Raw genomic sequence first — 19,678 nt, 5'->3', positions numbered from 1 at the left:
GGATAGTTATGATAAAATCAGTGGATGGTGTGAGGAGACTTTGTGAAGTGATGTACTTAAAGTAACAGGGCAGTTATTAGGAAGAAGGATTGTTTGTGAGAACCGGTGAATTATTTCTCATATATGCTTTTTAAGGATGGTGTTACATTGATGTGGAAAGATTATATAAGTTCAGTATCAAAAGAATATTCTTTCAAACCACCAGCGACTAATATTGAAGTAAATCAAATTAAAAAGGAATTAAATGTGGAATTACCTAAAAAGTTATTTGAACTATTCGGTGAAACAAATGGAGTTTTTGATAGTTTTGACTGTCCTTTAATATGGTCAACTTCCCAAATCGTAACGGACAATTTATTTTTTAGAAATTTTGATGATTACAAAGACATCTATATGCCATTTGAACATTTATTATTTTTTTCAGATGCAGGAAATGGCGACTTATTCGGTTATAGAATATTAAATGGCAGTATTCAAACGGATGATATTTATGTTTGGAACCATGAAGATGATAGCAGAATGTGGGTTGCTCCTTCATTAGAAGTTTTTATTAAAGATTGGATAACAGGTGAAATTTCTATTTAGAAAGCATTTAATTAAAGTAACGGGAGGCGTTTCTGGAACGAGTAAAAACTCTTTTTTCACTATTGGGCAGTTATGACTAACAAGAAAGATTGGTTAGAAAAGCATTGATTAAGGGTGAATTATATGAAACAAACAAAAATAGGTCCTTGGACTATCGAAGTTGATGTTGATAAAACCAAAGAATTTTACGACAAATATCATTTAATCACCGAAGACTGTGATTGTGATTATTGTGCTAATTACGTTTTAGCTTGTGAAAGGTTCCCTTCAAAGATTAAAGACCTTTTTAATTCACTTGGTATTGACCCTCGCAAAGAAGGTGAGGTTTCTGAATATATGTTGAATAAAGATGGGACACATTTATACGGTGCATTTTATCATATTGTCGGCAGAATAATTGATGGACCTAAATGGATACCTACGAAGAAAGGTAGTGAGGTTTCAACCCCTAACTTTGTTGAACATTATGGTGTTGATGTAAGTTTCACTGAAGATTTAACGTTAGTTCCAGAAGAGTTTTCAATGCCAACAATACAGTTTGAAATACAAATGAATGTCCCTTGGATGTTCAGCTAAAGGATGGCTATACTTTAAGAAGGTATCGCTTGTCTTATTGCGCTAACGAAGCAGGATACTTGAACAAGAAGGTTAGTTTATTCTGGAGGTTGAAATAGATGAGCAAAAAAACTGACTTAGTTTTAGATATTGCAGGAGTGATTGCAACTAACTTATCTTTAAGATTTGAAGTTACATATGATGACCTTATCAAGTTTAGAAAGGAAGTCCGAGAACAATTATGGACAGGAAAAATTACAGATGAAGAATTTTTGGATAAGTTGATAGAGAGGTTCCCAACCATAGATAAAGAGTATGCTGTAACTAAATTACTAACAGTGATTAAACCTTTGCCTGCTCTTGAGGAAATCCCTTTATGGAGTAAGTATGCTAATATTCACTTGTTAAGTAATCATCGTATTGAATGGGTGAAACATTTAATCACACCCGTTGAAGAATACATAAAAAGTATAACTATTTCTGGTGAAGTAGGATTTTGTAAACCACAAGTTGATATATACTTAAAAGTAAATTCCCATTTAAACGGAAATGAAAATGTATTATTCGTTGACGACCAAAAGAAAAATTTGATTGAAGCACGGAACTTAGGTTGGAACACTTTACTGGCAGACGATAAAGGTAAATGGATTAAAAATGTTAGCAACCAGTTATTGAGCTAATGGGTGGCTTTACTTACACCAATGGTTTGAAGTGTTTGATAATGGTATAAATAGATAAAATATTCATGGAAGAGGTGATGAACATCATGAATAATGCTAAAGAACGATTACTAAAAATTATTGATGAAATTCCAGAGAAAGAAGTCGATAAAATATTAGACTTTGCTGAATATTTAAAGACAAAAAAAGAGAAAAGTTTATCAGAAGATTTAACAAAAGCGAGCGAAAGTAGCATTGATTTTTGGGTTAATGATATAGATGATGAGGTTGATGAGGTTTGGAATGATTCATAAACAAGGTGACATTGTTTTAATTCCAGTACCGTTTAGTGACTTGTCAAATAGAAAACAACGCCCTGTTCTCATTATTTCAAATGATGATTATAATCAGATGACTGAGGATATTCTTGTTGTTGCTATTACATCACAATTAAAAAAACTTGATTATTCCGTCGTGATAAAACAAAAAGATTTAGACGAGGGTGCTCTTAAAGTTACATCGGCAGTGAGAGCAGACAAAAGTTTATACACTTTCAAAAGGAATTATCCGAAAAAGATTTGGCAAAGTGAACACAGAAGTATTAAACAATGTTCGAACTAAAATAGAGCACTTAATAACTTAAAATTTCTATAAATGGGCTGCGATAAGCAGTCCTTTTTTGGGTAATAGATAGTGCTAAAATATAAATATTGTGAATGTCTACACTTAAATTAAAGGGGACGATACTTAAACAAGGGTTTCACTTTTCTTATTGAAGTAATGGGGCAGTTTCGTACCATTTAATAATGGTTTAATAATTATAATAGTTAAAAAAGGTGGATTATTCTTCTATGATCAAAGGTATATTTGAAACGCAAATTAATGTTAGCAACTACCAACAATCGGCAGGTTTTTATGAAAAACTTCTAAATATTATCCCTTTATATGAGGACGAAAATAGAAAGTCAACATTCTATTGGGTTGGTAAGCCTGGAGAGTCTATGCTCGGTATCAGAGAAAACTACCAAGTTCTCTAATCCAAAGGCAACATTTTGCCTTTAGAGTTGATTTAGAAGAATAGCTTCAGCAAGAGAGTATTTATTTGGTTTAGGAATTGAAACAACCAACTTTTTGGGAGAAAGTTCTGAAAATTTATTAGTATTCCCTTTTATGCCTGCTGTTTCAATTTACTTCAAAGACCCTGATGGTCATTCAATTGAGTTTATTGCCATGTTAAATGATTCACCAAAACCTGAAGACAATATTATGACTTGATTAGAATGGGAAAAGTTATATGGTAGAAAAAAATAGTTTGTTTTATTTTTTCTAATGGATTTAATGATTTTATTTTAATAAAGAAAGGCAAATTTGTTGTTTTACTAATGGGAGCGTTTCTGCAACAGCAACAAGAATGTTTTTTTCCGCTAACGAGCAGATTACTTCCATAAAATGTTATAATATATTGTAAATATGGAGGGGGAATAAAAATGAATTTAATAATTGAAACTGCTAACACGAGTGATTTTTATGCCGTTAATTCCATTGTTAAGGAAGGACAAGATGAACATGCTGAAGCATTACCATATATATTTAAAAAAATAGACCATGTAATGCCAGAATCCTATTTTCAAGAGTTATTGGAAGACTCCGATTATGAAATATTAGTGGCAAGAGAAAATGGAGAAGTAGTTGGATTCGCTGTAATGGAAATAAAAGAGGCTCCTCCTTTCGAATCTATGACACCAAGAAAATATGCTTATATGAATGATTTTGGAGTTAAATATAGTAATCAAAGAAAAGGAATAGGTAGAGTGTTATTCGATGAATGTGTTAAATGGTCTAAGAACAAAGGGGCATCATCATTGGATTTAAACGTATGGGAGTTTAATCAAAATGCCATTTCTTTTTATGAGAGTCAAGGAATGAAAAGCGTTAGCCAAAAGATGACGTTACCTTTTTAGAAAAGTAATAACCCATAGTTGTTCTTCAACTAAAAGAGGCATTAGAAAAATAGGATTGCATTGCTATAGCTCTTTTTTATGGCTGCTAACTGGAAAAGAACGTTAAACTAAAGAAGCAAATACTTAATTTATAGGTTGTATCGGGAGGAATTTGAATTTGGAATTAAAAAATGTGATAAAAGCAAAATTAGAAGATGTCGAAAATATTATTGCAGTTGATAGAGAAGTTACAGGAAACGATAGCAGACGGGAGCACATAAAAAAAGCGGTTGAAGATGACAGATGCATAGTTGTTATTTGTGAAAGTAAGATTGTTGGATTTTTAATATTCGATACCAATTTCTTTAATAACAGTTTTATATCATTGATAATAGTATCACCAAAAGCAAGACGTAAAGGATATGCAACATCTTTGATGGATTATTTTGTTAATATATCGCCTACCGAAAAAGTATTTTCATCAACTAATCAATCAAACAAGGATATGCAAAAAGTATTTATAGCAAATGGTTTCAAACAAAGTGGAGTTGTTGAAAACTTAGATGAAGGAGACCCTGAAATAATTTATTTTAAATTGAGATAATAAACATTTAGTTTATGAACACTAACGGGGACGATAGCGAAACAAAGCTGTCGCTTTTCAACTAATGGGCAATAGAGTTTGACTGGAGTTTTTAAATATGGAGGATGTTAGATAGGAAAACAAAATAATATTACCTATAGTAGAGCTGGAGGAACAATAATGGAGTTTTTAGATATTAGAAATATTTCTTTGAATTGAGAAATTAATGTTAGGGATTTTAAAGCACTTTCGGAACGGGCAACCTTAATTATTTCAGCTGCTAATGAAAAATATGTTTTGAAGAAGAAGGGAAGCCTCGAACAATTTGAAAAGGAATTAAAATTGCTAAAACATCTTGGAAAAAATAAATTCCCAACTCAAATTCCATTGTACACTAAGTTTGGTGATTTAATGGTTAATTATAAAAATGCCAACTACTGTATTTACAATTATATTTATGGTGAAACCTTTAGTGCTACCGAAACTCTACAAAATTCTATGATACCAAAACTTCTGGGTGAAACGATTGCTACTTTAAACAAAGCAATGAACTCAATAAACTTTGCTATTGAGTTTCCACAAAAAGACGTATACCATATGGTTTACGGGTATGCAGTAAACGAAATTAAAAAAGTCGATAATTCTAAAAAACTGTTAAAGGTATATCAACAGTTAGAAGATGACATTAAAAAAGTAGTTGAATCTTTACCAAAACAGCTAATACATAGGGATAGCCACATTCATAATATAGTTTTTAAAGGTGGCTTATTAAGTGGTGTAATTGATTTCGATATTGCTGAGATAAATGTTAATACATTTGATATCTGTTATTGTTCAACGAGTGTGTTAAGTGAAGTTTTCTCAAAGGAGAATTTAAGGGGAAAATGGATTAATTTCGTTGGTGATTTAGTAACTGGATATAATCTATACAATCCTTTATCATTTAGTGAAATTAAATCTCTATGGTATATAATGCTGTGTATCCAAACTGTTTTTATGTCTTATTTTTCCAACAATAAAGAAATTTATGAAGTTAATAAAGAAATGTTTCTATGGGTTTATGAAAATAGAATAAATATAGAAAACACGATTTTACAGGGTGTGAGATAAGTAATTTAAAAGGCAGATGAAATTGGTGAGGCTTTAACAAAAGAGATTATTGATAAATGTCAATATGACTTGGCATGGAGTAAAATGAAGAACATAAAGAGTTTAATTAGTACAAACAGTTTTGATTTGATAAGACTTTGAAACAATCATAAGAAAATCTTGTCTACATTGCTACAATAACATTATTCAACAAACGGTCCAGATTTAAAAATAAGATAACAGGAAATTTTAATATATATTTGTAGATAAATGTTTATGTTTATCTTAAATAAAAAAATAGTGGAGGTATAGTTATGTGGTTAATATTAGGACTAATTGCTATAGTAGCAACTTTTATAAATCTTTATATGTATGGAACAGGCAAAGATTATAAATTAGCAATGGCAATGGGATTATCATTTACAGCACTAACACTTGTTGCAGAATACAGTATGGTGTCCAATTGGGTAAAGGTGGAAGACTGGTCTGCTTTAGTAGATGTAGTGCCTACGATGGAAACAGCGTTATGGGTTTTGACGATTATATCGATTTTATTAAATATATCTCCTATGCTTTTAGAGCTAAAAAACAAAAAATAATTACTTATTGTTGCATCATTTATATTATGTGCAATTAATGTGTAAATCTATATGGATGGTTAACGGGAGCTTTTCTACTAGTAAGACAGTTATTAAGTTATTTTACATAATGAACTAACAGCGAGCGACAGCGGAAAAAGAGCTGTCGCTTTTCAATTATTGCGCAGATTTGCTCAAAAAGGAATTTTGAATCCCTAGCTAGAACTCAAATGAGTAATTCGAAATATAAGGAGATATTATGAGGTTATTTCATGTGAGTGAAGAAAGTGATATTTCTGTATTGAGTCAAGGCTACCTAAAAGAATAGATGTAAATCATAGTATTGGTCTAGTCTGGGCAATTAATGAGACCTGTCTTAAAAAACGAAGGTTTGTGAAAGGTTACCCTTTAAATAGATGAATGCTATAGCTAAACAAAGTTTACCATCTTTCTTTTGTTCAATGAGCAAGGTAATAGATTTAAGAGATTATAGTGTGTGAAAATCCTCCTAATGCAGATAACTCAGGGGTTTTTCATTGGTATTATAGAATTAATAATAAGGAAAGGAAAGAAAAGAAGAAATGAGGAGATTTATTGAATGTATTAAGAAAAAATAACCATGAACTAATTAGTCAGGTGAACCAGCAAGTGGTAAATCTAGCAAAACGGGGTAGGTTTTCAGGAGCGGTGTTAATAGGTACCAAAGAGAAGGTACTATATTCTCAAGCGTACGGATTAGCAAATACTGATAAAAATATATTAAATTCTATCGATACCAAAATTCAATTTAGCATCGATGAATAAAATGTTTACAAGTCTTGCTATCGCAATACTTGAAGAACAAGGTCAATTATCACTTTCAGATACAGTGAAAAAATTTATTCCTGAATTTCCCCATGATAAAATTACGCTTCACCATTTATTAACGCATTCTTCAGGTGTGGGAGATTTCTTTAATGATAAATTTCTAGAAAATAGGACTGAAATAAAGAATCTTGTTGACTATCTAGCACTATTTATTGAAGATAAGCTCCATTTTGAACCAGGAACACGATTTCAATACAGTAATGGTGGTTTTATTTTATTAGGGTTAGTAATCGAAAGTGTTTCTAAAAAGATTACTTTGAATTTGTTACTAGATACATTTTTAAACCGCTAGATATGAATGATACTGTTTTTTTTGAAACAAGTTGGGATACCGAAGAATTAGGAATAGGATATACAAATTTTAATTTTGATGGGGCATTTCAAGAGGAAAAAACTAATAATCTTTCTATATGTACAAAAGGTTCAGCGGCAGGTGGTGGATATTCAACCATCAATGATTTGTGGAAGTTTTCTGTAGGGGTATTAAATAGTAAATTAATTAGTGCAGATCTGACAGCAACAATAACAACGGAAAAGGAAAATATCGATACTAATGAGAACTTCACTCTGGGTTATGGATACGGATTTTTTGTTGAAAGTATAAATGGGCACCCGATATTTGGCCACGATGGAGGCTTCCCTGGTGTTAGTAATAGATTAGATATTTATCCTAACGATGACTATATCTAATATCTTTATAGCACTTTCTAATGATGATGGTGGAGGTGCGGCATTAACTAGAGAAGTAAGAAAAATAATAACAGAGTGAGGGTAAGACAATAAACAAGAATGAGTATAGTGTAGTATTCCTATTATAATTCAAGCGAATATAATAATTATGTGAAGAAATGCATTTCAAGTAATTGGAAGCAAATACTGAACAGGGCTATTTACTTCTTATAAAAGGAGTTTAACACAATAAGGTATAGAAGAATGTGAAGCAGAGGTGAATCACAGTGATACATCAAATGGGATTGTATGGAGAATATTTCAAATCAATTAAAGAAGGTCAGAAAAAGGTTGAAGTACGGTTAAATGATGAAAAAAGAAGAATGATCAAAGTTGGCGATACGATTGAATTCATTAAGGTGCCTGAACAAGATGAAACATTACAAGTAAAAGTTACAGACTTAAAAATATACAATACGTTTCAAGCGATGTATGAGGATATTCCTTTCCAGTATTTTGATTGTGACGGTTGGACAATGCAACAAATATTGGATGAAACATACGAGATATACACACCAGAACAAGAAAAAGAATGGGGGACATTAGCAATTACAATAAAATATTAAAGCCAAATTACTTAACTATGGGATGTGAGCGTATAACTGCCATTGCTTTTTCTGCTAATGAGCATGTTTATTAAATATATATTTTTTGTTCTTTATGGTAAAATTTAACTGATAAAGGGGGACATTATGGAAGATTTGATAGTGGCATTATTTAGCTTAATTTTAATATCGCTTAATATTGTTTTCATCGTGTTGTTTTTAAAAGAAAAATTAAATCTTATGGTATCAGGCGTTATTATGATGGTATTGGCTCCAATTATTGGTTTTGCAAGTGGCGCTGCATTTCTTCATTTCAGTGCTGGAGGAACAGGAGAAGGCGCAGGCTTTGCTGGAGCATTTTTAGGATTTATAACATTGGCTAATGGGATTCTCATTTTAGTGATTGGAATTATAAGGTGGTTTCTGCATTTCGTGAAAAAAGAAAATTGATGTTTTGTTTTTCAAGTAATGCGTGCGTTTCTGCAATAAAGTAGGAACGCATTTTTGGTACTACAAAAAAAGGAAATTAATGTTGAAATTATAACAACGGTTATTTAAGAAACAGAGAAGAATGCTTAAACAACTATAATTAAATTAAGCCAATCATATCATTGTTTACAGGACAATTGGGTTATCTAGCTTGAAGTACCCCACCTTTCTTTGTTGCGGGATTAACTGGCTTGATGATAACTCTTATAACCAAACGAAGAAAGAAAATGTGATTAACGATGCTACAACTATTGTATAAACGGAGTGCGAATGCTGAGAAAGAACAGTCGCTTCTTTCGTTATAGGCAGTAATGTGGAACAAGCTATTTTCAATTTTAATGTAGTATTTTCCTAGGAGGACGAATGGAGAGAAATAAGGTGAAAAAACAAAAGATAACTGTTTATGGGATTGTTATTGTCTTGGCTTTATCAATGTACTTTAATTTTAACCTCTATAAAGAAAATAATAATTTCAAAGTAAGCAAAGGTGCAGCCTACCAAGATACTGTCTCATTGACACTTTTTTATTTAAATGAAGGTGATGTTGATGTTTGGATTGAAACGTTACAAAAGGAAGAAAATGGCGATGTTCTTTTAGAAAGATATATTGGTAATTTAAATGAAATCGCAAATGGCTATAGGGGTATGAGTGCAAATGTTCAAATTATCGATGAGCAGATAAAAAATATAATAAGACAGTATCGGGAGTTAGAAAAAAATCTAGTTGAAGGAAAAGATTACGAGGTTTTTAAGGAAGAAATTAATAAAAACATTACGTTTATTCGAACAGTTTTAGAACAGGTTGTATTAGATTTAGAAGGTGAAGATGAAGTGCTGTGGTATAAAGAACTTTCTGACATTGAAACGAAAACAGGTAATTATATATGGGAGCAATATAAAGAATAAGCCCTTGTGTCGCTAAACGGAGAAGTTTGTAAATGAATTATTATATATTGATAGTCTAATTCTTCGCTCAATGGATCACAGAGATATAGAGAAATTTGTTGAAGAATTTCTGGTAAAGAATTGGCATAAATGAATTGTTTGAGGGTAGTGATAGAAGATTTATTTAGGGAACTAATAAAAAAGAAGTGTTGAAATCAGGATTGTTGATAACTTATGGGATTTATGTGAAAAGATCAAAAAGATAAAAGCGAATTTTGATATTGATTTGTATGCAGAGCCTTATAATAGTACTTTTGACGATTAGAATGTACAATCTTTATTCAAGTAACAGGTGCTCTAGTATTTAACAATGTCAGAGCACATCGTAAGCGGTTGAATTGTTTTAACAAGCCGATGGATTTTTGTGGTAAATTAAATGATATGAGGAGGTCTTTATAATGAATTATATTTTGCTAATCACAGCTATATTTGTTTTATTATTTTCATTAAGACAGATGACAATGATTGAAAAAAGAAAAAGTAAAACAACTACATTAGAAATTAAACAAAATATTACTTTACTTCTATGTGGAATTCCAACCATTGTTGCATTAATTTTTATACCTTATCAAGTATGGGTGTTATTTGGAAAGTCTCATGATTGGGATGGGGTTTATACTATAGGGGGAACTGCAATTATTGTTATAGCGATTAGTTTTGTCTTCTACTATAAAAGAAAGTTGAAATTTAACTAAGCGGTGCTTCACTTCAATGAATTATTACAAAATCCATTCTCAAATCAAAAATGAGAATGGCTCTTTAATTCCTCTGGATGAAGTTTGATTACGGAAACTATTTTTTAGAATGTATATTTATGATTTACAATATCAACGGTGAAAGTTTGTAATAGGTTCACTTCAACAAACAGTTACGATTGTTGAAGAAGCTCAAACTAATCATCTCTTATGGAAGTCGAGTAGTAAGTTAAAAAGGATTGGGGGGAATTTTGGTGGACTATATATGGTTAGCATTGGGAATTGCTATTGCAGGATATTTAATTGGGGATGGATTAAAAAATTTCAAAAATCCAAATTCAAAAAATATTTTAGAGTCGTTAGATGAAAGTGATGACCACGAATTAATTAAAGAAAATGAAGTTCATCATTTCATAGGAATTTCTATGGAAGATGCAAAAGATTTGATTCGTGAACACCCAAATATTCCACACATTATAATAAACAATAAGGTATATTATCCAAAAGCTAAATTGCGTGAATGGTTATTGAAGATAGGAAGTTGACTTTTTTTCGTTTATACAAATATGTTTATTAAAGGCACGAAGAATATTCTTCGTGCCTCTTTCACTGGGATTAATAATCGTTTTAGGAATGGAAGTTGTGTACTTTAGCATGTGAGATTGTCTGTGATTTTTCTTTAATCCTATTATCGTATCACTTCTAACCTGTCGATTAAGAGTGTTAGTCGATCAGTTCGTGGTAACCCTAAATAAGAACCTTCTTGCTTTTGTAGCAATGTAAGTACTTCTCGGTTGTGATACACTTGGAACCTTGATTCGTTTGGGTACACACTTGTTTCTTGCGGAGAAGAAAAACGAATCCCATTTACTGACGTTGCATCGTCAACAACAGAACCTCTAACCGCATTAATCGTTAAATCTTTCTTGGAAAAGATGCCACCTGTTATTTTAATATTTGACCCTACTCCATATAGTGTCGCGTCTTGACTCGTATAAAGAAAGGCATTAATTTCAAGTGGATCTTCCTTGAATTCATTAATTCGTGCGAGTTCAATTCCAGATGAAATCGTTTCTACATTTTCAGGTCTAGTAAAATGAGTATCTTCGCCTTCGGTCATCATGATAAAAGTGTTGCTTTCAGTACTTGGGTTGATTTGTGCATCCAATATGAGTGCTTTTCCAAGACCGATCATCGTTGAGTCAAAGAAAAAAGAAGGTTGCTCATGTAATTCCAGTTCATCCTCAAATCGAGCACCAACAATATAAATATCCCCTGTCACTAAAACATTTCCTTTAAATTCTATATCTCGATACGTATAAATAAATAAATTTCCATCAACGATTAACCATTGGTCATCACCAAGTATTACATTTTGGTCGATAAAAAACGTTTGATCTCCACTTCCGTCTGATGTGAATAAATACGATTGATTTTCATTTGTCATCGCAGATGCGTCTTGGATTTCACTTACAGTAAAATCCATCTTAAGCTGCTGGATGACGAGCGGAATGTCCGTTTCAGGCTCAATTGTCGTATCAATCAGGGCATTGACTTTATCGACGAATGTTTTTCGTAAATCAACGTCAATAAAAGGTCTTGGATATGTTAACACTAGATTTGGCTGACCATCAGCTACATTCACATACTCAGGAATTACCGTAGATGATGACTGTTTATACACATTGGATAGTGTGTCATTATTTGAAAAATATGGATAGTTTGTATTAAACGTTTTTGAAATCACGCCAGTTTCTGTCGCAAGCTTATATTCAGCTGTAGCAGTCATTGTCAGTTCATTGCCTACATACATATCACCTTGAATAAATGGACTTCCATTTAAGGTTACTGTTTCATTCGAACCGACACCAAAATATAAAAAGCTTGGGATAGCAGATACATAGACTGTTTGTTTAAAATACCGATACAGACCGTTTTCATCCATCCCTCTTGCGATAATATCAAACCTTCGACTTAAATCTTTCATTCGGTCAATAGAATCGGCTGTTGTGTCAACGATAAAGAAATTCCGAGTTGTTGGAAAATGGTCAATGCTAAATTCCAAACCTTCCTCATCAAACGTATATTCCTTTTTGAAATCACCGACAACAGTCGTTTCAAATTCACTCGGTGTATAATAGCGGGTTCCAACTTCATCAACAATTTCCGTTTGAATAATAGCGGTTGCTTCTTCAATCGCCATCTTCGCTTCATGGATATTCGATAAATCTTGTTGACTAATTGTTGTCATTTTAGCATCGCCTATACTATAAGCAATGATTGCAAGTCCTAAGGTGAGTAGAATAACGGACATCAATAGGACGGTAAGTAAGGCAGAACCTCGTTCGTTTTTCATAAATTGGCCTCCTAAAACCCAAATGAGCTTTCCACTTTTAATGGGGTTATTTCATATTGAGCGTTTGGGTCGGAAAGGATAAAAACAATATCAATGATTCCTGATTCACAGCTTTCTTCATTACATGTCACGGTTAAGCTAGACCCTTCTTCCAGCCGGACATTTCCAGTTAATAGTGGGGTATCACCAACATATAACTGACCAGCTTCTAGTCGGATTGACTTTTCTTCAAGCTCTGCTTCTTTTTCTTCAATGATGCCATCATCGGCGATGGAGATGGCTTTTTCCTTTGCGAGAATGAGTGTATTATCATCATCTGTGACACGGTCTGGAGAAAATTCGTACATTTCATTTAAGACCATTTTAATTAAATAATCAGCCTCGCTTCGGTATTGAAGCTCTTTACTAGTTAAATTAAATTGATTCATTCCCATCAAAGTTACACCGTAGATGAGCCCTAAGATGACCGTTGAAACGACTAGTCCAGCTAATAGCTCTATAAGAGTCAATCCACGTTCGTTATTTATAACGTAAGTCTTCATGGATAATATGTCCATTAATCGTCGCAATGGCTTTTCCTCCTAAATCTGCATGTCGATAAACTTCAATCTTAAGCGGGATGAGGTAAGGGTCAAGACTAGACTCTTCTTCGGTAAAGGTAATGTTTACATAATAAGGAACATTGTTTAATGTCGGCTGAAATATATTTTCACATTCGCCTTCTGTAATGTCTGAAAAAAACAAGCTTAATTCTGAGCAATCATTCGCGCTGAGCGTTGTCTTATCTGCAAGAAATTGAGTAATTGATTCAGGATTCGAATCAGAAAATGGTAATTTTTCAACATAAACAAGAGCATTTCTTGCTGCATAGGAAGCAACGGTCCGACTTTGATTTTCCTTTGTCGCAAAACTGGCCTGGGCAAAATACCCAATCAAAGGAATTAAAATAATCGTAACAATCGTTAACGCAGCTACGACTTCTAGTAATGTAAACCCGGTTTCTTGTTTTGTCAGAAGTTTTTTTATCATGAGCGATCGGCTCCCTTTTTACAACGGTTTACTTTTTATTAGGAAATATGGAACATTACTAATCTACTTATTATTGTATCGGTATTTTCGAAAAAAACAATTTGCGATTCTGAAAAATATAGTGAAATGAAATAAAAAAATAAGTATAATCTGTAAAAAATATCTAGTAATATTTTATCATATGTTTTATACTTTTTTATATAATTAAGTAAAAAACCCTAAAAAAATTGTTTATTTACGTCGGATAATGGATATTTAGAACTAATAAATGTGAAGTCGGAGGTGAGACTAATGACGTTGATAGTAGTAGTACTCGTTCTCGCCTTAGTCGCAATAAATATATTTACAAAAATTGAGAATGTAACAAAAAAACAACAGTATACGAGTTGTGTTTTTGCGATTATGATTGCTAGTATAGCGCTAATTACCTATCAGTTAATCGGAGGGAAATTTGCCTTGCTAGTCTTTTTACTTATGATACTTGCTACATATTTTGTTTTGAAATGGTTCGTAAAAGAAGAATTTGAAGAAAACGAGAAGATGATTTCATCATTCGAAATCGTAAATATAGAAGATGACAATCAAGTAGAAGCAAAGCCGAAAATAGAATTACAAGATATTAAAATGTGAAAATTGCTGGAAGTGAGGGGACCTTGTAGTGAATCAAACAAAACGGAACAACACATTAAAAAAAGTGTATCTTTTATTTTTAATTCAAGCGATTATTTTAGTCGGTTTATCTGTAAGTGTTGCTCCGCTATTTGGAAGTGCACAAGCCTCTATTCCTGAAGGTTCGACGATTGGTGGTATTCAAGTTGGTGGATTAAGCGAAGAAGAGGCGCTTGAAAAACTTGAAGCCGAAATAAAGGAGTGGAGTGAAGGAGAAGCCCTTATTATTGAAACGAGTACAGGTGGATTTTATGAGTTTCAACGTGAGAATTTTCACTTTCAGCCAAAGACATCTATCAAAATGCTAAACGAACAAACGAAAACATCGTGGTTTCATTTTTCAAAACAAGTGGAACCCGTTCATATTCCGTTAGAAGTGCAAATGAAAAATGTGGATGAAGCAACAATTCATTGGTCGTCTACGATAAAGAAAGAAGAAACGATTCAACAGATACTATCACAAGCGATACAGTTAGAGGAAAACGCGGTACAAGCGGTCTACCATGAAGGAATGGCAGAAGAACAAGTGACGATTGCGACATTCTCAATTGAAGACATTGCTCAAGGAACACTTTCATCCGCAGCAAATGTCATTGCCAACTTAGACGGATATGTAATCGAAGGACAGTCGACTTTCTCATTTCTTAAAGCTTCTGATGCAAATGCAGATACAATCATTTCAAGTGAAGCGATATCGATTGTTGCATCAGGTGTGTACGCCTTAGCTATCCAATCAAATTTAGAAATTAATGAACGACATCAAATGGAAGAAATTCCTGATTTCATTCAACCAGGACTTGAAGCGGAAGTAAAGAAACGAGAAAAAGACTTAGTGATCCATAACAGTGAAGAGGTATCGTTTACGATTCATATTGAGCGTGAAGATGATAAGCTACATTTTTCTTTACTCGGTTATAGTCCGACATTTTACTACTCATTTGATATGGAAAATGAAACAGAAATCGAACCAAGAACGATTTATCGCTATGATTCCGGCCTACGTCCAAACGAAGAAAGACTTGAGAAAAATGGCAAAGATGGATTGCGAGTGGATGTGTACCGTGTGATGAAAAACCAAAGTGGTGGGCAAGTCGATAAAGTGAGACTCGCACAAAACTTTTACAGACCTACTCCAAAAATTGTCGCGATTTCTCCAAAAGTTCTTGAAGTGACAGTACCAACAAGTCAAGAGCTCGAGCAAGAAAATGAGACCGACACTGATTCAGATTCCGAAGACCAAACAGATCGTGATGATAGTGAAAAAGAAGAAGATGCTGATTTTCCAATTAAAGGAGAAGAAGTGATTACGGATTATTAATGGTGAAAGGAGGGGAACGCATGATACGAAAACGACTTGGTGATTTATTAGTAGAGTCGAACTTAATTACTGAAGAGCAACTAGTAAAAACATTGCAAGAAAAGTCGAGAGAAGAAAAGCTAGGGGATGCCTTATTACGAGAAGGTTATATTACAGAACTTCAACTTATTGAAGTTCTAGAGTATCAGCTTGGTATTCCTCATATTAAGTTATATTCGTATCCAATCGACTCATCCATTCTTTCATTGATTCCGAAAGAGTTAGCAAAACGCTTTAATGTCATGCCTTTAAAAAAGGAACACGGGAAATTATTTGTGGCGATGGCTGACCCTATGGACTATTTTGCGATTGAAGAATTACGGATGGCGACAGGCTTTCAAATCGAAGCAGGGATCGCAACAAAAGATGATTTATTCCGAACAATTAGTAAATTTTATGATTTACAAGATTCGATGGAAGAAGTTATGAGTGACCTGCCAAAAGATGAAGATATTAATGAAGCGAAAATGACGGATGAAGATGCTCCGATTGTAAAACTAGTGAATCAAATTATTGCCAATGCGGTTGCACAGCGTGTAAGTGATATTCATATCGACCCACAAGAACGAGATTTTCGCGTTCGCTATCGTGTCGATGGCATGTTAAAAACAGAACGAACGATTCCAAAGCATTTACAAAACGTCATCACAGCACGCATTAAAATTATGGGGAATTTAAATATTACAGAAAATCGTATTCCTCAAGATGGTCGTATGAAAATAAATGTTCATTTTAAACCGATTGATATTCGACTTTCAACACTTCCATCGATTTATGGTGAGAAAATTGTTATGCGAATTCTTGATTTATCCAATGCGATTAGTGATATTGAAAAAATTGGTTTTAGTCAAGAAAACAAAGAAAAGTTTGCACAAATGATTGAAAAACCAAACGGGATCGTATTGATTACTGGTCCAACAGGTTCAGGGAAATCATCGACATTATATGCGGCTCTTCAAAAACTAAACTCAGAAGATGTAAACATCATTACAGTAGAAGACCCGGTTGAGTATCAACTTGAAGGCATCAACCAAGTGCAAGTGAATGAAAATGTTGGAATGACATTTGCAAAAGGATTACGTTCGATTTTGCGACAAGACCCAGACATCGTCATGGTCGGGGAAATTCGTGATTTAGAAACGGCCCAAATTGCCATTCGTGCCTCGTTAACTGGACATCTTGTGCTTAGTACACTTCATACGAATAGCTCTATTGCAAGTATTACCCGATTAGATGATATGGGAGTTGAACCGTTTTTAATTTCCTCTTCTTTAGCTGGTGTAGTAGCCCAACGTCTTGTTCGTAAAGTTTGCCGTGATTGTGCGGAAACGATGGAAGCAACAGAACGAGAAAAAGAAATATTTGCAAACCGCATTATCGATATTGAAACGATAAAACGAGGCAAAGGCTGTTCAAGTTGTAATATGTCAGGATATCGTGGACGATTGGCCATTCATGAAGTATTGCTCATTGATGATGAAATGAGAGCGATGATTATGGCCAGGAGCAGTACAGCGCAAATGCGTGAATATGCAAAGCAAGCCGGAACGATGTTTTTATTGGATGATGGATTACAAAAAGTAAAAGAAGGCTTAACGACAACAGAAGAAGTGTTGCGTGTCGCCTTATCAGAATAGTGAAAAGGAGGACGAACAGGTGAGCTACGATATCAATGAACTTCTTACGATGGCGTGTGAAGCAAATGCGTCTGACTTACATGTAACGATAGGGGCACCACCGATTGTTCGTCTTCATGGATCATTAAAGCAATATGGGAGTGAAGCGCTCCGTCCTGAACATGTTCATGCGATGGCGAAAACATTAATCCCTGAAAGTCAGTGGAATCTTTTTATAGAAAAAGGCGAGTTAGACTTTTCATATGGCATTCCAAATGTGTCTAGGTTTCGTTTAAATGTCTATCATCAGCGCAGTCATATTGGCATTGTCGCTCGTGTCATTCCATCGACAATTCCAAGCTTAGAACAATTGCAAATGCCGTCTTTATTAAAAGATTTAGTAGAGAAACCACAAGGGTTAATTTTAGTAACTGGACCAACAGGCTCAGGGAAATCTACGACTCTAGCAGCGATGATAGATTATGTGAATCAACGAGATTCAAAACATATTGTGACATTAGAAGACCCGATTGAGTATTTGCATAAGCATAGCCGCTCGATTATTAATCAACGAGAAATTGGATTTGATACACAAAGCTTTTCAACCGGATTGCGTGCAGCGTTACGACAAGACCCTGACATTATATTAGTTGGAGAAATGCGCGACCTAGAAACGATTTCTACGGCAATCACTGCAGCGGAAACAGGTCATCTCGTGTTAGCAACCCTTCATACGAGCAGTGCACCACAAACAATTGACCGGATTATTGATGTGTTTCCTCCGCATCAACAACCGCAAATTCGGATTCAATTAGCATCTGTGTTAGTCGGTATCATTTCACAGCGATTATTTCCAACGCGGTCAGGAAAAGGACGAGTAGCTGCGACAGAAATTTTAATTAATCAGCCTTCTGTTGCGAATTTAATCCGAAGTGAAAAAAATCATCAAATCAAAAGCATTATGCAAACGAGCAAAGCACAAGGCATGCATACGCTTGAAATGTCGATGAAGCAATTATATCAACAAGGCGAAATCGATATGGACATCGTCAAACCGTATCTAGAAGCAGGTGAGTGGTAATGCCAACATTTAAATACAGTGGAAAATCAAGAAAAGGCGAACGAAAACAAGGCCGAGTCGAAGCAAAATCGAAAAACCAAGCGATTGCTGTCTTACGCGAACAAGGCATTATGGCGTTTGAGCTTCACGAAGTAAAACAAAGCGTCCTTCAAAAAGACATCCAAATCGGAAAACAAGTAAAACACTATGATTTCGTTGTGTATTGTCGCCAGTTCGCAACATTAATTCGTTCAGGCATTACTATTGTCGATGCCACGAAAATATTAGCAGAGCAAACCGAAAGCAAAGGGCTAAAAAAAGTGTTGTTTACGGTAGATTCAGAATTAAGAGAAGGAACAGCTTTCTCTGATGCCGTTGATAAACACCCGAAAATTTTCCCGCCGATTTTTGTAAACATGATTCGAGCTGGAGAAGCAACGGGTAATTTAGATGAAACACTAGAACGGCTAGCGACCTATTTTGAAAAGCAACATACGATTAAAAGCAAAATTCAATCGGCGTTAAGTTATCCGATTGTGCTATCAGTTATAACCGTAGCGGTCGTTGTGTTTTTAATGACGTTTGTCATCCCAAGATTTATTGATATGTTTGCTGATTTAGGAGCCGAGTTGCCGTGGATTACGGTCGCTGTAATCGCCACAAGTGAAATCATTTCTAGCTATTGGTGGCTCGTATTACTTATTTTACTGATTGTCGTAACAGCTTTTATCGTTGCGAAGAAAAGAAGCAAAGCGTTCCAATACACGGTAAGCACGATAACTTTCCGTTTACCAATCTTCGGAAAACTATTACAAAAAGCAGTGATTGCAAGAATGACACGGACACTGGCGTCTTTATTTTCAAGCTCAGTCCCGATTTTACAATCGTTGACGATTGTAGAACGCGTCGTGAACAATCCTGTTATGGGAAAAGTCGTGTTACAAGCTCGTGATAGTTTAGAACAAGGAAATTCATTAACCGCCCCATTAAAAGAAAGCTGGATTTTCCCACCGCTAGTCACACAAATGATTGCGATCGGGGAAGAAACCGGCTCACTCGATTTAATGCTATCAAAAGTAGCGGACTTTTATGAAGAAGAAGTCGACAGAAGTGTGGATACACTGAAGTCATTAATTGAACCAATAATGGTAGTTGTGCTTGCAGGTGTCGTCGGGTTTATCGTCTTAGCGGTCTTTATCCCAATGTTCAGCTTGTTTGACCAATTTTTATAAAACCATATTCTATTTCTTTAAAGGAGGCGGTGGCCTGGAGTAGAAGGAAGCTGTCGTGTAAGTAGTAGATGTCAATAAAGTCAAAACAAAATTTAAAATT

The 19,678-nt window shown here is 34.2% G+C and carries 23 protein-coding genes and 1 pseudogene; 21 read left to right on the top strand and 3 right to left on the bottom strand.

Annotated features, from left to right (window positions below; all coding sequences use genetic code 11):
- The first annotated feature begins 150 nt into the window (after nt 1–150).
- The 16 genes and pseudogenes from T323_RS0100325 to T323_RS0100235 all read left to right on the top strand — a co-directional run bounded on the left by T323_RS0100325 (nt 151) and on the right by T323_RS0100235 (nt 10,804).
- Nucleotides 151–585 carry an SMI1/KNR4 family protein gene (locus T323_RS0100325; protein ID WP_026671499.1) on the top strand — a complete coding sequence of 145 codons (435 nt, stop codon included), beginning with the start codon at nt 151–153 and terminating at the stop codon, nt 583–585.
- Nucleotides 586–708: 123 nt separating this feature from the next.
- On the top strand, nt 709–1,161 hold the full coding sequence (locus T323_RS27715) for a hypothetical protein (RefSeq protein WP_051556271.1): 453 nt from the start codon (nt 709–711) through the stop codon (nt 1,159–1,161).
- Nucleotides 1,162–1,259: 98 nt separating this feature from the next.
- Nucleotides 1,260–1,820, top strand: a complete 561-nt coding sequence (locus T323_RS0100315) for an HAD family hydrolase (protein ID WP_026671498.1) — start codon at nt 1,260–1,262, stop codon at nt 1,818–1,820.
- Between the two features lie 86 nt (nt 1,821–1,906).
- Nucleotides 1,907–2,113: a DUF2281 domain-containing protein gene (locus tag T323_RS0100310; protein WP_026671497.1), complete on the top strand. Its 207-nt coding sequence runs from the start codon at nt 1,907–1,909 to the stop codon at nt 2,111–2,113.
- Complete coding sequence (locus T323_RS25540) at nt 2,103–2,420, top strand: type II toxin-antitoxin system PemK/MazF family toxin (RefSeq protein ID WP_218971025.1); 318 nt, start codon at nt 2,103–2,105, stop codon at nt 2,418–2,420. Before T323_RS0100310 ends, T323_RS25540 begins: the two co-directional genes overlap by 11 nt.
- Before the next feature lie 230 nt (nt 2,421–2,650).
- Nucleotides 2,651–2,836, top strand: coding sequence for a VOC family protein (locus T323_RS28235; RefSeq protein WP_084309015.1), 186 nt, complete (start codon nt 2,651–2,653; stop codon nt 2,834–2,836).
- Between the two features lie 450 nt (nt 2,837–3,286).
- The gene (locus T323_RS0100295; RefSeq protein ID WP_026671496.1) at nt 3,287–3,760 is read left to right on the top strand and encodes a GNAT family N-acetyltransferase; all 474 of its coding nucleotides are present in this window, start codon (nt 3,287–3,289) and stop codon (nt 3,758–3,760) included.
- A gap of 157 nt (nt 3,761–3,917) precedes the next feature.
- On the top strand, nt 3,918–4,343 hold the full coding sequence (locus tag T323_RS0100290) for a GNAT family N-acetyltransferase (RefSeq protein ID WP_035177141.1): 426 nt from the start codon (nt 3,918–3,920) through the stop codon (nt 4,341–4,343).
- A 201-nt stretch (nt 4,344–4,544) separates the two neighbouring features.
- On the top strand, nt 4,545–5,432 hold the full coding sequence (locus T323_RS25530) for a phosphotransferase (RefSeq protein WP_084309013.1): 888 nt from the start codon (nt 4,545–4,547) through the stop codon (nt 5,430–5,432).
- Nucleotides 5,433–5,725: 293 nt separating this feature from the next.
- Nucleotides 5,726–6,010, top strand: a complete 285-nt coding sequence (locus tag T323_RS0100280) for a hypothetical protein (RefSeq protein WP_026671494.1) — start codon at nt 5,726–5,728, stop codon at nt 6,008–6,010.
- A gap of 775 nt (nt 6,011–6,785) precedes the next feature.
- Nucleotides 6,786–7,546, top strand: a pseudogene (locus T323_RS29655) (serine hydrolase domain-containing protein).
- Nucleotides 7,547–7,812: 266 nt separating this feature from the next.
- Nucleotides 7,813–8,151, top strand: a complete 339-nt coding sequence (locus tag T323_RS0100255; protein ID WP_026671490.1) for an ASCH domain-containing protein — start codon at nt 7,813–7,815, stop codon at nt 8,149–8,151.
- Between the two features lie 126 nt (nt 8,152–8,277).
- Nucleotides 8,278–8,580, top strand: coding sequence for a hypothetical protein (locus T323_RS0100250; RefSeq protein ID WP_026671489.1), 303 nt, complete (start codon nt 8,278–8,280; stop codon nt 8,578–8,580).
- 402 nt (nt 8,581–8,982) lie between these two features.
- Nucleotides 8,983–9,525, top strand: a complete 543-nt coding sequence (locus tag T323_RS0100245) for a hypothetical protein (RefSeq protein WP_026671488.1) — start codon at nt 8,983–8,985, stop codon at nt 9,523–9,525.
- A gap of 437 nt (nt 9,526–9,962) precedes the next feature.
- Nucleotides 9,963–10,259, top strand: coding sequence for a hypothetical protein (locus tag T323_RS0100240; protein WP_026671487.1), 297 nt, complete (start codon nt 9,963–9,965; stop codon nt 10,257–10,259).
- 254 nt (nt 10,260–10,513) lie between these two features.
- Nucleotides 10,514–10,804: a hypothetical protein gene (locus T323_RS0100235; RefSeq protein ID WP_026671486.1), complete on the top strand. Its 291-nt coding sequence runs from the start codon at nt 10,514–10,516 to the stop codon at nt 10,802–10,804.
- A 143-nt stretch (nt 10,805–10,947) separates the two neighbouring features.
- Here the strand turns inward: T323_RS0100235 and T323_RS0100230 are convergent, their stop codons facing one another.
- Genes T323_RS0100230 through T323_RS27705 form a run of 3 tightly spaced genes read right to left on the bottom strand, consistent with a single transcriptional unit; the run spans nt 10,948 to nt 13,644 of the window.
- Nucleotides 10,948–12,615 carry a hypothetical protein gene (locus T323_RS0100230; RefSeq protein ID WP_026671485.1) on the bottom strand — a complete coding sequence of 556 codons (1,668 nt, stop codon included), beginning with the start codon at nt 12,613–12,615 and terminating at the stop codon, nt 10,948–10,950.
- An 11-nt stretch (nt 12,616–12,626) separates the two neighbouring features.
- Nucleotides 12,627–13,184, bottom strand: coding sequence for a type IV pilus modification PilV family protein (locus T323_RS27710; RefSeq protein ID WP_156942355.1), 558 nt, complete (start codon nt 13,182–13,184; stop codon nt 12,627–12,629).
- Nucleotides 13,135–13,644 (bottom strand): type IV pilus modification PilV family protein, encoded by a 510-nt coding sequence (locus tag T323_RS27705; protein WP_026671483.1) that lies wholly within the window; start codon nt 13,642–13,644, stop codon nt 13,135–13,137. The genes T323_RS27710 and T323_RS27705 overlap by 50 nt, the downstream gene beginning before the upstream one ends.
- A gap of 291 nt (nt 13,645–13,935) precedes the next feature.
- On the opposite strand from T323_RS27705, the gene T323_RS0100215 reads away from it, so the two are divergent.
- The 5 genes from T323_RS0100215 to T323_RS0100195 are packed head-to-tail and all read left to right on the top strand — an operon-like array spanning nt 13,936 to nt 19,578.
- Entirely contained in the window at nt 13,936–14,274 is a 339-nt protein-coding gene (locus tag T323_RS0100215) for a hypothetical protein (protein ID WP_026671482.1), read from the top strand.
- A gap of 28 nt (nt 14,275–14,302) precedes the next feature.
- Nucleotides 14,303–15,631 carry a VanW family protein gene (locus tag T323_RS0100210; protein WP_026671481.1) on the top strand — a complete coding sequence of 443 codons (1,329 nt, stop codon included), beginning with the start codon at nt 14,303–14,305 and terminating at the stop codon, nt 15,629–15,631.
- Nucleotides 15,632–15,651: 20 nt separating this feature from the next.
- The gene (locus T323_RS0100205) at nt 15,652–17,307 is read left to right on the top strand and encodes a GspE/PulE family protein (RefSeq protein ID WP_026671480.1); all 1,656 of its coding nucleotides are present in this window, start codon (nt 15,652–15,654) and stop codon (nt 17,305–17,307) included.
- Nucleotides 17,288–18,367 (top strand): type IV pilus twitching motility protein PilT, encoded by a 1,080-nt coding sequence (locus T323_RS0100200; RefSeq protein ID WP_444541708.1) that lies wholly within the window; start codon nt 17,288–17,290, stop codon nt 18,365–18,367. Before T323_RS0100205 ends, T323_RS0100200 begins: the two co-directional genes overlap by 20 nt.
- The gene (locus tag T323_RS0100195) at nt 18,367–19,578 is read left to right on the top strand and encodes a type II secretion system F family protein (RefSeq protein WP_026671478.1); all 1,212 of its coding nucleotides are present in this window, start codon (nt 18,367–18,369) and stop codon (nt 19,576–19,578) included. The genes T323_RS0100200 and T323_RS0100195 overlap by 1 nt, the downstream gene beginning before the upstream one ends.
- The last annotated feature ends 100 nt before the right edge of the window (nt 19,579–19,678 follow it).

Origin of the sequence: Alkalihalobacillus bogoriensis ATCC BAA-922, from assembly GCF_000621445.1 — a bacterium.
Classification (GTDB): Bacteria; Bacillota; Bacilli; order Bacillales; family Bacillaceae_F; genus Bacillus_AO; species Bacillus_AO bogoriense.
The sequence above is the reverse complement of the archived record's forward strand: the minus strand, read 5'-3'. Positions and strand labels throughout refer to the sequence as shown.